At 69.2% G+C, this 15,480-nt stretch carries 10 protein-coding genes; 3 read left to right on the forward strand and 7 right to left on the reverse strand.

What is annotated here, in order from left to right:
• The first annotated feature begins 30 nt into the window (after positions 1 to 30).
• Positions 31 to 1,317, forward strand: a complete 1,287-nt coding sequence (locus AC5RV6_RS09945; RefSeq protein WP_494007141.1) for a MurT ligase domain-containing protein — start codon at positions 31 to 33, stop codon at positions 1,315 to 1,317.
• The gene (locus tag AC5RV6_RS09950; RefSeq protein WP_494007142.1) at positions 1,314 to 2,075 is read left to right on the forward strand and encodes a type 1 glutamine amidotransferase; all 762 of its coding nucleotides are present in this window, start codon (positions 1,314 to 1,316) and stop codon (positions 2,073 to 2,075) included. Before AC5RV6_RS09945 ends, AC5RV6_RS09950 begins: the two co-directional genes overlap by 4 nt.
• A gap of 4 nt (positions 2,076 to 2,079) precedes the next feature.
• On the opposite strand, the gene AC5RV6_RS09955 is transcribed toward AC5RV6_RS09950, so the two are convergent.
• Together AC5RV6_RS09955 and AC5RV6_RS09960 are read right to left on the reverse strand one after the other, a co-directional pair.
• A complete protein-coding gene (locus tag AC5RV6_RS09955) occupies positions 2,080 to 3,654 on the reverse strand; it encodes an HNH endonuclease (protein ID WP_494007143.1) in 1,575 nt (524 codons plus the stop codon).
• Between the two features lie 157 nt (positions 3,655 to 3,811).
• Positions 3,812 to 5,251, reverse strand: a complete 1,440-nt coding sequence (locus AC5RV6_RS09960) for a CapA family protein (protein ID WP_494007144.1) — start codon at positions 5,249 to 5,251, stop codon at positions 3,812 to 3,814.
• A gap of 207 nt (positions 5,252 to 5,458) precedes the next feature.
• Between AC5RV6_RS09960 and AC5RV6_RS09965 the strand changes: the two genes are divergently transcribed.
• Positions 5,459 to 7,474, forward strand: coding sequence for a M3 family metallopeptidase (locus AC5RV6_RS09965; protein ID WP_494007145.1), 2,016 nt, complete (start codon positions 5,459 to 5,461; stop codon positions 7,472 to 7,474).
• Positions 7,475 to 7,560: 86 nt separating this feature from the next.
• On the opposite strand, the gene pdxS is transcribed toward AC5RV6_RS09965, so the two are convergent.
• From pdxS to AC5RV6_RS09990, 5 genes are all read right to left on the reverse strand, one after another.
• Positions 7,561 to 8,478 (reverse strand): pyridoxal 5'-phosphate synthase lyase subunit PdxS, encoded by a 918-nt coding sequence (gene pdxS / locus AC5RV6_RS09970; RefSeq protein WP_494007146.1) that lies wholly within the window; start codon positions 8,476 to 8,478, stop codon positions 7,561 to 7,563.
• A gap of 71 nt (positions 8,479 to 8,549) precedes the next feature.
• Complete coding sequence (gene pgsA / locus AC5RV6_RS09975) at positions 8,550 to 9,176, reverse strand: phosphatidylinositol phosphate synthase (protein WP_494007147.1); 627 nt, start codon at positions 9,174 to 9,176, stop codon at positions 8,550 to 8,552.
• 4 nt (positions 9,177 to 9,180) lie between these two features.
• Positions 9,181 to 9,861: an HIT family protein gene (locus tag AC5RV6_RS09980; RefSeq protein WP_494007148.1), complete on the reverse strand. Its 681-nt coding sequence runs from the start codon at positions 9,859 to 9,861 to the stop codon at positions 9,181 to 9,183.
• Between the two features lie 19 nt (positions 9,862 to 9,880).
• A complete protein-coding gene (gene thrS, locus AC5RV6_RS09985) occupies positions 9,881 to 11,893 on the reverse strand; it encodes a threonine--tRNA ligase (RefSeq protein ID WP_494007149.1) in 2,013 nt (670 codons plus the stop codon).
• A gap of 87 nt (positions 11,894 to 11,980) precedes the next feature.
• Entirely contained in the window at positions 11,981 to 15,478 is a 3,498-nt protein-coding gene (locus AC5RV6_RS09990) for a DNA polymerase III subunit alpha (protein WP_494007150.1), read from the reverse strand.
• Positions 15,479 to 15,480: the final 2 nt, after the last annotated feature.

Genomic DNA, 15,480 nt, shown 5'->3' on the forward strand with positions numbered 1-15,480 from the left:
GGATGACGCCCCTGCGATATATTCGAACCCATGAGTTTCTTCTCCGTCCTCGTGGGCAAGACAGTCCGCGGAGCCTCCCGGCTTCGCGGCGGAGGATCGGCCCTTCCCGGCCTGGTGGTGGAGAAGATCGATCCGAACTTCATCCGCCGCACCCTCTCCACCCTCCCGCTCGGCGTTGCCGTGGTGTCCGGCACCAACGGCAAGACCACCACCACCAAGATGGTCGTCGAGCTGCTGGAAGGGCAAGGGCTGAAGGTCTTCACCAACCGCACCGGCAGCAACTTCACCCGCGGCGTGGCCGCGGCCCTGCTGGGCGAGGTGGACCTGCGCGGGCGGCTCGATGCGGACATTGCCGTCCTGGAGCTGGACGAGGCGCACGCGGTGCACTTCGTGAAGCTGATCCGCCCGCGGTATTCACTGCTGCTGAACGTGCTGCGGGACCAGCTGGACCGGTTCGGCGAGATCGACCGGACCACCCGGCTGCTGGAGCAGATCGCTGCGGCGACCACTGAAACGGTGGTGCTGAACCGGGAGGACCCGCGGGTGGCCGGCATCGCCGAGACGCTCACGGGCGGGCAGGCGGTCCGCTGGTTCGGGCTGGACGAATCGCTGCGCAGCACCTTCCCCAGCGACGACGAGATGCGCGGCGACGGAACCGGGGCGGCGCAGCGCGCGCTGGACGCGCGGCGGGAGGCCGACGTCGTGCTGGAGCGGGTCGCGGAGGCGGATGCCGATTTCCGCATCGGGGATGACCTGGTGACCACCGGACTCAAGCTGCGCGGCGTGTACAACATCTTCAACGCGGCTGCGGCGCTGACGCTGGCGCGCGTGATCACCGGCGCCGACACTGACCAGGCGGCTCTGATCGAGTCGTTGTCCCAGGTGGAGCCGGCCTTCGGGCGCGGCGAGTCGCTGACCGTGAACGGCCAGCCGCTGGAACTGGTGCTGGTCAAGAACCCCAGCGGCTTCCGGCTGGGCCTGAAGTCGTTCGCCGCGCACGGCTGGTCCACCATGATCGCCATCAACGACAACTATGCCGACGGCCGGGACATGTCCTGGCTCTGGGACGTGGAGTTCGACTCGCTCGCCGCCGGCGGTGTGGACGTAGTGTCCGGCGTCCGCGCGTATGACATGGCGCTGCGCCTGAAGTACGACGACGTCGAGGTCCGGCACATCGAGCCGGACCTGCCGGACGCGCTGCAGCGTTTCATCAAGGATGCGTCGTCCGGCCCGATGCGCATTTTCTGCACCTACACCGCCATGCTCGCGATCCGCCGCGAGCTGTCCCGAATCACCACCGTGGAGGTTGTCTCATGAGCGGCGAACACGAAAACCGGGACGGCCGCCGGATCCACGTCGTCCAGCTCTATCCCCGGGACATGAACATCTACGGGGACTTCGGCAACGTGCTGGTCCTGAAGCAGCGGCTCAAGTGGTACGGCTACTCCCCCGTGGTGACCGAGTACAACCCGGGTGATGCGTTCCCGGCCGACGTGGACATCGTCGTCGGCGGCGGCGGGCAGGACAGCGGGCAGGTGGTCATCCAGCAGGACCTTCAGCAGCTGGCTCCCACGCTGCGGCAGCTGGCCGACGACGGGGTGCCCATGCTGGTCATCTGCGGGCTCTACCAGTTGTTCGGACGCTTCTTCAAGACGCATGAGGGCACCGTCATTCCGGGCATCGGGGTGCTGGACATCGAGACGCATGGCGGAAGCGACCGGCTGATCGGCAACGTGCTGTCCGAAAGCGCCGAATTCGGCGAGATCCACGGCTACGAGAACCACAGCGGACAGACCTTCCTGGGCGACGGCGTCGAGCCGCTGGCCCGTGTGCGCAAGGGCGAGGGCAACAACACCAAGGACGACACCGAGGGCGCCCGTTACAACAACGTGGTGGCCAGCTACCTGCACGGATCGCTGCTGCCCAAGAACCCTGCGATCGCAGACTTCCTGATCGCCAAGGCCGCCGAGCGGCGCTACGGCAGCTTCGATCCGGTGCCCTCCGAGGAGGATTTCGCCGATCTGGAGCGGCTCGCGCAGTTGGCCCGCGAGCACGCCGGCCTGCGTCCCCGCTAGCCCCTTACCCGCCGGATTTTGGACTGCCGGACAGCGGCGGTGGATAGCCGGGCAGCGGCGGCGGATAGCCGGGCAGGGGCGGCGCGGTGGAACGGTAGCTGTGGCCGGTCGGCGTCGTCATGGTGACCGTGTGTCGGTTGCCGGGTTCCTGCTTCCCGCCGAATGTGTCATCCGCGCCGAACGATTCCTCCAGCCCGGCTTCCGCTTTCCATCCCGGCGCTTCCTTGGCCTGATTGCACGCCTCGCACAGCCCCTGCAGGTTGTCCGCCCGGGTGGTCCCGCCGCTTCGGTGCGGCAGGATGTGGTCCTGGTGGCGGATGGGCGCATCGCACCACGGCGTCCTGCAGGTCCTGTCCCGGGCGACGATGAATCGTGCGAGAGCGGGTGGGACGAAGCGGGCCCTGGACTCCATGGCAACAAGCTCACCCGTGGAGGGTTCCGTATAAAGCCGACGCAGCCACAGGACTGATTTGTCCGGGTCATCGACACCGGCTCCTGCGCATTCAGCGGGGGCCGGAAGCCATTCCGCTCGAGCTGGTCCTGATGCTCTGTCCCCTGCCGATGACGGTGGGCTTGCCGCCTCCCCTGGTTTCGGAGATGCTGCTCCGGCCTTCCGCACTGCTTCCCGGGCCCACGTTGAAGGCACCACGCCGTATCCGTTGAGGTAGGCCGGTTCGTCGTCGGCGGCCAGGAGGGTCCGGTCGGTCATCACGAGCTGGACTTCGAGCGGAACCCTGTCCGCCCGGGCCAGGCCGGTGATGCGCTCCACCATGGTGTCGGCCATGATCTGTCCACGGGTGCGCGCGTCACCGTTCGCCCGGAGGGAGTCGGCGGCACGGCTCAGTGCCGCGTAGACGGCCACCCCCTGGGCGACCGGGAGCAGGCCGGTCACCCAGGTCATGGTGTCGGGGGCGGGCCTGCAGGAAACATAACGGTCGGCCTGCGCCTTGGCAGCGCGCCGGACCAGGGCCTGCTGGTCGAGGCGACACGTGATCTTTCGAATGCGCGCCATCAGCCGGCCGTCGCCCAGCCCCTCCAGATCGCGCAGGTTTCCGGCGACCTCTTCATCAACGATTCCGCGGTCTTCCACCGTCAGGCACGCTGTCTCGCGCACCAGCAGGGTTGCCCGCCATTCACTGATCCTCCCCTGCGACAGGGCGGTGAGGGTGCAGGGCATCTCCTTGGTCAGGGCCTTGGCGAAACCGAGAATACGACCGCCCCGGGCCGGCGACTCGCGCCGCGCCAGGGCGACCTGCGCCGCGACGCCCCGGCCCTGCTGTTCGGGCGGCAGCCCGGCGGCCGCATGCGCCTCCCGAACGGAACGGTCCAGGGCGGCCGCTGCACGGGCCTGCAGCGCCGAAGCCGCCGCCTTAAGCTCCTCCAGCTCACGCAGCCGGTCTATCAGTTCCGTGTCATCAGCCAGGGCGACGGCGCGCAGGGTCCGCGCATCCGACAGCTCGGCGATCCAGGCGCTGATCCTCCTTCTCGGCTCGGTCAGCGCCCAATGCCCCGCCCCGTCGCGGGGCGGAGAAGGGTTGCCGGAAAACGCCGGCACCGGAGCCATAGATTCTTCGAACATGTGTTCGATGCTATGGCTGCAGGGATGGCTTCTCAACGGGTGTTTTTCCGCCTGTGCACAATCACCTGCAGTGGAATGGCCCGCCGCATATCAGCACACCCGTAGCCGTTTTGGGCTAAGCAGGAAAACGATCGGCCCGCTCCGGCCAGGAGCTTCCTTACTTTCCTTCCACTGCTCCCGGATACCGGGTGACCAGCCATTCCCGGGCCCCAGCGTCGGCGGCCCCCATCGATTCGACCACCGAAATGGTCCGCGCCCGCACCGCCTCCCGCTGGGCGGCGGGAGCACACTCACCCTGCGGCAGGTCCGACGCCACCGAGCACCAACGGTACGGATCGCGCACGATCACCGACGGCGCCCAGGCCAGGTCGCCCACGCTCCACTCCCCTGCCCCGTCCTGCCGGAACTGCACCCGCACAATCAGCCCCTCGTTGTTCACGTCGTACCAGGGCGAGAGCTCGGTGACCGAGTTGCCGAGGCCGTAGACGATCCAGGTCCCGTTGTAGTTCTCAATGGGCAGGACCGAGTGCGTGTGGTGGCCGTAGATGAAGTCGAATTCCCCGCTGTCGGCGAGGGCGTGTGCCGTCTCGATCTGCTGCGTGTTGGGGGCGGACGCGTACTCGTCGCCGGCATGGATCGAGGCGACGACGACGTCGGCTCCCTGGGAGCGGGCGCTGCGGGCCCGTTCGATCATGTCGGCAGGGTCCAGCATGTCGACCTGCCAAGGATGTTCCGGAGTGAGCCCGTTCAGCCCGTACGTGGCCTGGACGACGCCGACGGTGCCGCTGCCGGTTTCCAGCAGCATCGGCTGCCCCGCCTGATCCTCAGCGGCGTACGAGCCGGTGTGCTGCAGTCCCAGTGAATCCAGGGTCGAAAGAGTCCGTTCCAGCCCTGCTGTTCCGGCATCCACGGTGTGATTGCTCGCCGTCGTGCAGCCGTCGAAGCCCACGTTTGCGGCTGCTTCCAGGATCTGCGGCGGGACGTTGAACATCGGGTATCCGGCAAAGGGCCCTTCGGCCCCGGCCACCGGGGTTTCCATGTGGCAGACGGCCGTGTCCGCGGCTTCGATGTACCTGCGCTGCCCCTCGAGGAGCGGGGTGAAGTCCAGGCCGGGGGTTCCGGCTGCTGCGGCGTCGGCGGCGGCCTGGTCCCACAGCTGCGGATGCACGAGCAGGTCTCCGGAAACCATCAGGGTCATGCAGCGCTCGGCCTGGGGCACCGGGCAGGCAACACCGAGCCCGGGGGTAATCACGGGCGTGGCCGACGGCGAATCCGCCGGCGCCGGTTCGTCGCCGGCCGGAGCGGCCGACGACGAAGCGCCTGCAGCCGCCGACGTGCCACCGCCTGAGGAGGAACCGTCGCCGCCGCTGCAGCCGGCAAGCACCAGCGCGGCTGCGGCCAGCACTGCCGCGAGCCGCCGGTGGCCGGGCCCTACGGGGCGCGCGGGACCGGAGAAGAGCGGGAAGCCGTGCCGGGCAGGGGCCGGTGCGGCGGGGTTCTTTTCGATGTCCCCTGCGGCTGCGCCGGGTGCGCTTTCGGCTGCGCCTGCGGCTGCGGCTGCGCCGTGCGCCCTTTCGGCTGCGCCCTGTCTCCTCACGGTCGGTTCCCCCTGCCCCCGGCGTTTCCGCCCCGGCTCGTGTTTTCGTGGCAGCTCCTGCCACGGTGACGCCTCCGGTGCCGGGCGGGGCCGCTCCAGCATCAGGCAGCACCTTCCGCACCCGGGCGGGCCGGCTGCACACTCGGCGCTGATCGTACACGGCGCGGCCAATGGTGTGACGCGCGGCGCATATGCGAGGGTGGCTGGATGACCAATGCCTTCCTGACGCAGAGCACCCTTCCGTATCAGCTGCCGCCGTTCGCCGAGATCCGCGACGAGGATTACCTGCCGGCCTTCAACGCCGGCTTCCAGGAGCAGCTGGAGGAAATCCGGGCGATCACCGCCAATCCGGAGCCGGCGGACTTCGCGAACACCATCGAGGCCCTGGAACGCTCGGGCCGGGTGCTGCACAGGACAGCCATCGCCTTCTTCACCGTCTCGGCCGCGCACGCCACCGAGGCCGTGCAGCAGATCGAACAGCAGGTCATGCCGCTCATGGCCGAGCACCAGGACGCGATCTATCTGGACCGGGCGCTCTGGGAGCGGGTCCAGGCCGTTCCGGACGCCGGCCTGGACCCGGAGGCGCTGCGGCTGCTCTCGGAATACCGCAAGGCGTTCCTGCGGGCCGGTGCGGACCTGGACGACGCCGGGCAGGAGCGGATGCGCGAATACAACCGTCGGCTTTCCGAACTCTCCACCACCTTCTCCCAGCGGCTGCTGGCGGACACCAATGACCGGGCGCTCCACGTCGCCGATCGCGCGGATCTGGCGGGACTGGGCGACGACGACATCGCCGCCGCCGCCGCGGCCGCCCGGGCGGCGGGCCACGAGGAGGGCTACCTGCTTCCCCTGGTCCTGCCGACCCCGCAGCCCGCACTTGCCCGCCTGACCAACCGCGACACCCGCCGTCGCCTGTTCGAGGCCAGCACGGGCCGCGGATTCACCGGCGGGAACGAGACGCTGAGCACCGCCGCTGAAATTGCTTCCCTGCGCGCCGAACGCGCCCGGCTGCTGGGCTTCGCAACGCATGCCGAGTACGTGCTGGACAGCCAGACCGCGCCGTCCCTGGACGCCGTCCGCAGCATGCTGGACCGGCTGGTGCCGCCCGCCGTCCGCAACGCCGAGGAGGAGGCGGAACAGCTGCGCCAGGTGGCCCGGCGGGAGGGCTTCGAGCTGGAGCCCTGGGACTGGTCCTGGTGCTCGGAGCAGGTCCGGCGTGAAAAGTACGACGTCGACCTGTCGGAGCTGCGCCCCTACTTTGAGCTGGAGCGGGTGCTGCACGACGGCGTCTTCCGCGCAGCCACCCGCCTCTACGGCATCACCTTCGAGGAACGGACCGGCCTTCCCGGCTACCACCCGGACGTCCGGGTGTGGGAGGTACGCAACGAGGACGGCTCGGCACTTGGCCTGTTCCTGGGCGACTACTATGCCCGCGGCACCAAGAACGGCGGCGCGTGGATGAATCCGGTGGTGGAGCAGTCCGGGCTGCTGGAGTCCCCCGTGGTCGTCGCGAACAACCTGAACATCTCCAAGCCCGCCGACGGCGAGCCGACCCTGCTGACCTTCGACGAGGTCAACACCCTGTTCCACGAGTTCGGCCACGCCCTGCACGGCCTGTTCTCGGATGTCCGCTATCCGCGGTTCTCCGGAACCTCGGTGCCCCGTGACTTTGTCGAGTATCCGTCGCAGGTCAACGAGATGTGGATGCTGGATCCGGAGATCCTGGCCGGCTTCGCCCGCCACTACCGCACCGACGAACCGCTGCCCCAGGAAGCGGTGGACAAGGTGCGGGCCGCGCAGCTGTGGGGTGAAGGGTTCCGCACCACCGAGTACCTCGGCGCCACGCTGCTCGACCTGGCCTGGCACACCCTGGAGCCCGGCACTCAGGTGGAGGACGCCGCGGCCTTCGAAGCAAACGCGCTGAAGGAGGCCGGGCTGGGGCTGGATCTGGTGCCGCCGCGTTACCGGACCGGCTACTTCAAGCACATCTTCGCCAGCGGCTACGCCGCGGCCTACTACGCCTACATTTGGAGCGAGGTGCTCGACGCCGACACGGTCGAGTGGTTCACGGAGAACGGCGGGCTGCTGCGGGAAAACGGGGACCGGTTCCGGTCGCTGCTGCTCAGCCGCGGCAACTCCGTGGATCCGCTGGAGGCCTTCCGGGACTTCCGCGGCCGCGAGGCACGGATCGAGCCGCTGCTCAAGCGCCGCGGGCTGGACTGATCCCGACACGCAAGAGGTCCCCGGAACCGGTGCGATTCCGGGGACCTCTTCCTGTCAGCCGCGCCGCGGACGACGTCGCGCCGTGCTTACCAGCCGCGCTCGGCGAGGCGGTGCGGCTGCGGCAGCTCCTCGACGTTGATGCCGACCATGGCCTCGCCCAGGCCACGGGAGGCCTTGGCGATCTCGTCGGCGTCGTCGAAGAAGGTGGTGGCCTTCACGATGGCGGCGGCCCGCTGGGCGGGGTTGCCTGACTTGAAGATGCCGGAGCCGACGAACACACCGTCCGCGCCGAGCTGCATCATCATCGCGGCGTCCGCCGGGGTGGCGATGCCTCCGGCGGTGAACAGGACCACCGGCAGCTTGCCGGTCGCGGCGACCTCACGGACCAGCTCGTACGGGGCCTGCAGCTCCTTCGCGGCCACGTACAGCTCATCCTCGGGAAGGGCGGAGAGCCGGGCGATTTCCGTGCGGATCGCCCGCATGTGCCCGGTGGCGTTGGAAACGTCGCCGGTGCCGGCCTCACCCTTGGAGCGGATCATCGCCGCACCCTCGTTGATGCGCCGCAGGGCCTCACCGAGGTTGGTGGCGCCGCAGACGAAGGGGACGGTGAACTGCCACTTGTCGATGTGGTTGACGTAGTCCGCCGGGGTCAGCACCTCGGATTCGTCGATGTAGTCCACGCCGAGGGACTGCAGCACCTGTGCCTCCACGAAGTGCCCGATCCGGGCCTTGGCCATCACCGGGATGGAGACCGCGTCGATGATGGAGTCGATCATGTCGGGATCGCTCATGCGGGACACGCCGCCCTGGGCGCGGATATCGGCCGGCACTCGTTCCAGGGCCATGACGGCGACGGCGCCGGCGTCCTCGGCGATGCGGGCCTGCTCAGCGGTGACGACGTCCATGATGACGCCGCCCTTCAGCATTTCGGCCATGCCGCGCTTGACTCGGCTGCCGCCGACGGCGGGGGCAGCGGTGGGGGTGGTTTCTGCAGCGTTTGACATTCCTGGTTCTTTCCTCACAAGCGGACGGAAAGGCCAAGTCTATGCCGGAGATCACTGCGGCCCGGCATCCGCTACGCCTGGTTTCCCTCCGGCTGTTCCTGCGCCTGCCGGCGCACCGTCCGCATCCGCTGGAAGATGGTGACGCAGCTTGCCGCGCACAGCAGGACCAGTACGACCAGGAGCACCACGGGCGGCAGGCCCAGGCCAACCAGGCCGGTGGTGACCAGCAGCGACACCAGCCGCTCCGCACGCTCGGCAATCCCGACGTTGGCGTCAAAGCCCAGCGACTCCGCCTTGGCCCGGATGTAGGAGACCAGCATGCCCAGGACCAGGCAGATCACCGCCGCGACACCGATCGCGTCATTGCCGCCGCCGGTGAAGAACCAGATGCCGACGCCGGCGAACAGGGCGCCGTCGGCGAACCGGTCCAGGGTGGAGTCCAGGAATCCGCCCCAGCGGCCCTTGCGTTCCATCCTGCGGGCCATGATCCCGTCGATGACGTCGGAGAACACGAACGCGGTAATGAACAGGGTGCCCCAGAACAGCTGGCCCAGCGGATAGAAGACCAGTCCGCCGACCACCACGCCGAGGGTGCCGACGATGGTGACGGCATCGGGTGTCACACCGCGCCGCAGCAGCCAGGCCGCCAGCGGGGTGAAGAGCCGGGTAAAGAACCCGCGTGCGTATTTGTTCAGCACCGGATCAGCCCTCGCCGTCCGTGGGCTCGGGAGCGGCGACGCCGGCGGCTGCCGGACTGTCGCCGGGCTCTTTCCCGGAGTCCTGCGGCCAGGCCCGGGCCACCTGGGCCCGCACGTCGGCCAGGGTCTGGGTGATGGCCTTGGTCTGGGCGATGATCGGCAGGAAGTTGCCGTCCCCGCCCCAGCGCGGCACGACGTGCTGGTGCAGATGGGCCGCGATGCCGGCGCCGCCGGCCACGCCCTGGTTCATCCCCAGGTTGAAGCCGGACGGGTTCGCCACCTTGCGCAGCACCCGCATGGCGGTCTGCGTCAGCGCGGCGATTTCGGCCGTCTCCTCCGGGTCGATGTCGGTGTAGTCGGGCACGTGCCGGTACGGGCACACGAGCAGATGCCCGGCGTTGTAGGGAAACAGGTTCAGGATCACGAAGGCACGCCGGCCCCGGTGCACGATCAGCGCTTCCTCATCGCTGCGCGCCGGTGCCGCGCAGAAGGGGCAGGTGTCCTCGGAGGTCACCTGCTCCTGCCCGCCTTTCACGTAGGCCAGGCGATGGGGCGTCCAGAGACGCTGGAAGGAATCGGGCACGCCGGCCAGCCGGAAGCCGTCGGTGAGGCCCTGGTCCTCCGGGTACGGCACCGCTCCGCCCGGCTCCTGCCGACTGTCCGGATCCTGGTCCTGTTCCGCCATGGCTGCGCTCCCCCGCCGGCTACTTGGCCCGGGACCGGACGGCGTCAACGATGCGCTTGACAGCCTCGTCGACGGGCACGCCGTTGTCCTGGCTGCCGTCGCGGAAACGGAACGAGACGGCTCCCGCTTCGGCGTCGTCACCCCCGGCGATGAGCACAAACGGAATCTTGTCCTTGGACGCTGTGCGGATCTTCTTCGGGAAACGGTCGCTGCCGGCGTCGACCTCGGCGCGGATGCCCTCGGCCTTGAGCTTGTCGATGACGTCGTACATGTAGTCGTTGAACGCCTCGGCCACGGGAATGCCGACGACCTGCACCGGCGCCAGCCAGGCCGGGAACGCGCCGGCGTAGTGCTCGGTGAGCACTGCCATGAAGCGTTCAACCGAGCCGAACAGGGCGCGGTGGATCATGACCGGGCGCTGACGGGTGCCGTCGGCGGCCTGGTATTCGAGTTCGAAGCGCTCGGGCAGGTTGAAGTCCAGCTGGATCGTGGACATCTGCCAGGTGCGGCCGATGGCGTCGCGGGCCTGCACGGAGATCTTCGGGCCGTAGAAGGCCGCTCCCCCGGGATCCGGCACGAGGTCCAGGCCGGAGGCTTCGGCGACTTCGGCGAGGGTGCGGGTGGCTTCCTCCCAGACCTCGTCGGAGCCGACGTACTTCTCGGGGTCCTTGGTGGAGAGCTCGAGGTAGAAGTCGTCCAGGCCGTAGTCCTTGAGCAGATCGAGCACGAACTGCAGGGTGTTGGTCAGCTCATCCTTCATCTGCTCACGGGTGCAGTAGATGTGCGCGTCGTCCTGGGTCATGCCCCGCACGCGGGTCAGGCCGTGGATCACGCCGGACTTCTCGTAGCGGTACACCGAACCGAACTCGAACAGCCGCAGCGGCAGCTCGCGGTAGGACCGTCCGCGGGAGCGGAAGATCAGGTTGTGCATGGGGCAGTTCATCGGCTTCAGGTAGTAGTCCTGGCCGGGCTTGGTGACCTCGCCGGTCTCGGGATCGGTGGCCTCGTCCACGTGCATGGGAGGGAACATGCCGTCGCGGTACCAGTCCAGGTGGCCGGAAACCTCGTACAGGTGGCCCTTGGTGATGTGCGGGGTGTAGACAAACTCGTAGCCGGCCTCGGTGTGGCGCTGGCGGGAGTAGTCCTCCATGGCCTTGCGGATGATGCCGCCCTTGGGGTGGAACACCGGCAGGCCGGAACCCAGCTCATCCGGGAAGGAGAACAGGTCCAGTTCGGTGCCCAGCTTGCGGTGGTCGCGGCGCTCGGCCTCGGCCAGGCGCTCCTGGTAGGCCTTCAGCGCGTCCTTGGTGGGCCAGGCGGTGCCGTAAATGCGCTGCAGCTGCTGGTTGTTCTGGTTGCCCAGCCAGTAGGCGGCGGCGGAGCGGGTCAGCGCGAAGGCGTTGGAGATCAGCTTGGTGTTCGGCAGGTGCGGGCCGCGGCACAGGTCGCACCAGACGGTCTCGCCGGACTTGCGGTCCACATTGTCGTAGATGGTGATCTCGCCGGCGCCGACCTCGATGTTCGCGCCTTCGCCGGCTTCCTCGGCGCCGTCCTTCGTGCCCAGCAGTTCGAGCTTGTACGGCTCATTGGCCATGGCCTCGCGGGCTTCGTCTTCGGACACCACGCGGCGGACGAATCTCTGGTTCGAGTTGACGATCTTCTGCATCATCTTCTCGAGGGTCTTCAGGTCCTCAGGGGTGAACGGCTCGGCGACGTCGAAGTCGAAGTAGAAGCCGTCCTTGATGTACGGCCCGATGCCCAGCTTGGCGTCGGGGCGCAGCTGCTGCACCGCCTGGGCCATGACGTGCGCGGTGGAGTGGCGCAGCACGTTAAGGCCGTCTTCGGAATCAATGGTCACGGCCTCCACGGAGGAGCCGGGAACCAGCGGGGTGTCCAGGTCCTTCAGCACCCCGTCAACGCGCATCACGACGACGTCGCGGCGTTCGAAGAACAGGGCGGCGCCGGTGGTGCCGGTATCCACCGTGGTCTCTTCGCCGTCGACGATGAGGGTGAACTGTTCCGGCACTGACACGTTGTCTCCTAGATTTGCTTGTCCGGCGCGTGGGATCGCTCCCTTCGATACCGCGGCAGAGTCAGCCGCGGTCGCGCCCCTACGATGTTATCCGCTGTCGCCAAGGCCAACCAACCTGCCGCGCCTGCCGGAGCGGCGGGGCACGACGCCGGCGGATGTGCCGGCAGGTTCGGCGGCGGGCATCGCCGCGGCCAGGTCCGCGGGGAGGTCGTCGGGGGTGAGGTCCGCGAGGTTCCAGGCGGCGGTGGCCTGCAGGCTGATGCCGCGGGCACCGGTGCGCCGGGTCAGCCCTCGGATCAGCAGCAGTTCGGTGCCGAAGAGCAGCGGGCCGGCCTGTTCCTGCGCCTCGTGGAAGAAGGTGCAGTCGATGCAGCCGGTGCCGTCGTCGATGCTGATGAACACCACCCGCCGGCCTCCGCGCATGGGCGGGGTCTGGGTGGCCACGCGGATGCCGGCCACCAGCACCTCGGTGCCGTTGCGCAGCGCCAGCAGCTGCTCGGCGCGGGTCACGCCCAGCTGCTCCAGCAGCGGCCGGTAGCTGTCCATCAGGTGCGCGCTGACGTCGACGGCGAGCAGGTCCAGTTCGGTGCGGACCTTCTCGGGCAGGCTGGGCTCGGGCAGCTCCGGATCCAGGTTCTCCAGCTCGGTGTCTCCCAGCGGCAGGGCCAGCTGGCCGGGGATCGGGGCGTAGCGGGCCGACGGCGTGCGGGCCGGCTGGGCGGCCAGGTGCGCCACCAGGTCCGCCCGGCTGCCGCGGGAACCGGTCTCGCGGGTGAGCGAGTCGAAGGCTCCGAGCTGGGCCAGCCGCTGCAGCGAGGGCCGGCTGAGCTTCGCCCGGGCCCGCAGATCGGCGAGGGAATCGTAGGGCTGCCCGGCGGTGATCCGGCGGACCTCGGCGGCGGAGAGCCCGTAGATGCCGGCGAAGCTGAGCCGGATGCCCAGCCGTTCGGGCCGGGCCGGATGTCCTGGCCGGCCGGGCTCGGCGGAAACCCGTTCCACCCGGTACTGCTCGCCGCTGCGGTTGATGTCCAGCGGCAGGATGGGGATGCCCATCCGCCGGGCCTCGGCGACCAGCAGCCGGCGCGGGTACATGCCGGGGTCGTGTTCGAAGATTCCGGCCAGGAACGCCTCGGGGTGGTGTGCCTTCAGCCAGGCGGACTGGTAGGTGGGCACCGCGAACGCCGCGCCGTGCGCCTTGCAGAAGCCGAAGCTGCCGAAGGCCTTCAGGGTTTCCCAGACCCGGTCGATCACCTCGGCCGTGTAGCCGCGTTCGGCGGACCGGGCCCGGAAGTACGCCTCGACGCCGGGTTCGGCGTCTTCGTTTCCGAGCAGCCGCCGCAGTTCGTCGGCCTTGGCCAGCCCGCAGCCGGTGAAGACGTCGAAGGTGCGCAGCACCTGTTCGTGGAAGACGGTCACCCCGTGGGTTTCGGCCAGTACGGGACGCAGCGCTTCGTGCGGGTATTCATCCGGGGACCAGCCGTGGCGGTGCTCCAGGTAGGGGCGGACCATGTCGGATTTCATCGGCCCGGGACGGAACAGGGAGATGTCGATGATCAGGTCGTTGAATTCCCGCGGGGCGAGCTTGCCGATCAGCTCGCGCTGGCCCGGAGATTCGATCTGGAAGCAGCCCAGGGTGTGGGTGCTGCGGATCAGCTCGTAGGTGGGTTCATCGTCCAGCGGCACGGCATCGAGGTCGATCCGCCCGTCGTCGCCGATCCAGTCCGGAACCCCGGCGTCGGCGTCGGGTCGGTGCCGGCCGGCGTCGGCGACGTCCTGGGCCCCGTCGTGGATGCGGACGATTTCCCGGACCGCGAAGGCCATGGCGGACTGCATGCGCACCCCGAGCACATCGAGCTTGAGCATGCCCATCGGATCCATGTCGTGCTTGTCGAACTGGGACATCGGCAGGCCCAGGCCGCTGGGCTGGACCGGGGTGCGGTCCAGCAGGGTGGTGTCGCCCAGGATCACCCCACAGGGGTGCATGGAGATGTGCCGGGGCAGCCGGTCCAGGCGTTCGGTGAGGTCCACCAGCAGGTCCAGCTGCTTGTTCTTCTCCACCCGGCCGGAGATCTCCCGCAGCTCGGGCTTCTCGGCGAGCGCCTCACGGAACCTGCTCGCCGAGAAGCGCCACAGCTGTTTGGCGACCGCTCCGATCTCCTCGTCCTCCAGCCCCAGGGCCAGGCCGGCGTCGCGCACCGCCCCGCGGGCACGGTAGCCGTTCTGCATGCTCATCAGGGTCACGCGTTCGGCGCCGAAACGTTCGAAGATGCGCTCGTAGACGTGGTGGCGTTCGGCGCTTTCCACGTCAATGTCGATGTCCGGCAGTGTGGAGCGGTCGCGGGAGAGGAAGCGTTCGAAGATCAGGTCGTGCGCCAGCGGATTCACGTGGCTGACGCCCAGCAGGTAGTTCACCAGCGAGGAGGCACCGCTGCCCCGGGCCGCGGCGCGGACCCCCATGCCGGTGATCATGGCGGAGACCTCGGCGACGGTCAGGAAGTAGGACGCGAAGCCCAGCCGGCCGATGATGCCCAGCTCATGCTCCAGCCGGGTGCGGATCGCCGCCTCCCCCGCGGAGTCCGGGGACGGGAAGCGGCGGGTGATGCCGGCCTCGCAGCGGGCCCGCAGCTCCGCCATCGGTTCGCCGCTGATGCCGATCACCGAGGCCTCGGGCACCACGGGGCGTTTCCAGCCCATGTCCTCCGCCGGATTCATCCGGCAGCGGTCGGCCACCGCCTCGGTATCGGCGAGCAGCCGGGCGGCCCCGGCTCCCCCGTAACCGGCTTCGGCGCTGATCTCCCGGGCCAGGGCGGCCATGGTCCGGGCGTTCTTCAGCCAGCCCTGCCCGTTGGGCTGCAGGTCCTGCAGGCGGGACAGGGCGGTCAGCGAGCGCGCGGCGTCGAGCACATCGGCGGTGGCGGCGCCGTCCTCATCGACATACCGCACCGCGTTGGTCAGCACGGCGGGCAGGTGCATCTCATCGGCCAGCCGGAACATGCGCACCGCATGGGCCAGGCACAGGTTCTCCCCCGGGGCACTCAGATGCGTGGCGACCTCGACGGCGAGCACCCCGGCGGGCAGGATCCGGCGCCAACGCGCAAACAGGGTGCGCGCCACGGCATAGCTGCGGCTGCGCATGGCCTGCCCGACATCGGAGTACGGGCCCACCAGGACGGTGAGCAGCGGCTCCCCCTCCGGGCCGACGGCGCGGGCTGCCAGCTGCTCACGGGTTACCCCCACCGGCGGCCCCTGTCTTCCCTTGGAGGGGGAGGTGCCGGCGTGGGCGTCGGACACCAGCCGGCACAGGGCCGCGTACCCCCGCCCGTGGTTCCCGCCATGGGCGAGCACGACCACCCGCCCGGTGGTTCCGCCGTCGTCGAGCACCGCCAGGTCGACGCCGATGACGGCGTCAAGGCCGGTGTCCAGGCAGGCACGCAGGTGTTTCACCGCCCCGTAAAGGCCGTCCCGGTCGGTGACGGCGAGCGCATCGGCTCCGTCGGCGGCAGCGGCGGCGGCGAGCTCCTCGGGCCAGGACACTCCGTAGTGGGCGCTGAAGGCGCTGGCAACGTGCAGGTGGGTAAAGGGCATGA

The organism is Arthrobacter saudimassiliensis, assembly GCF_059090665.1.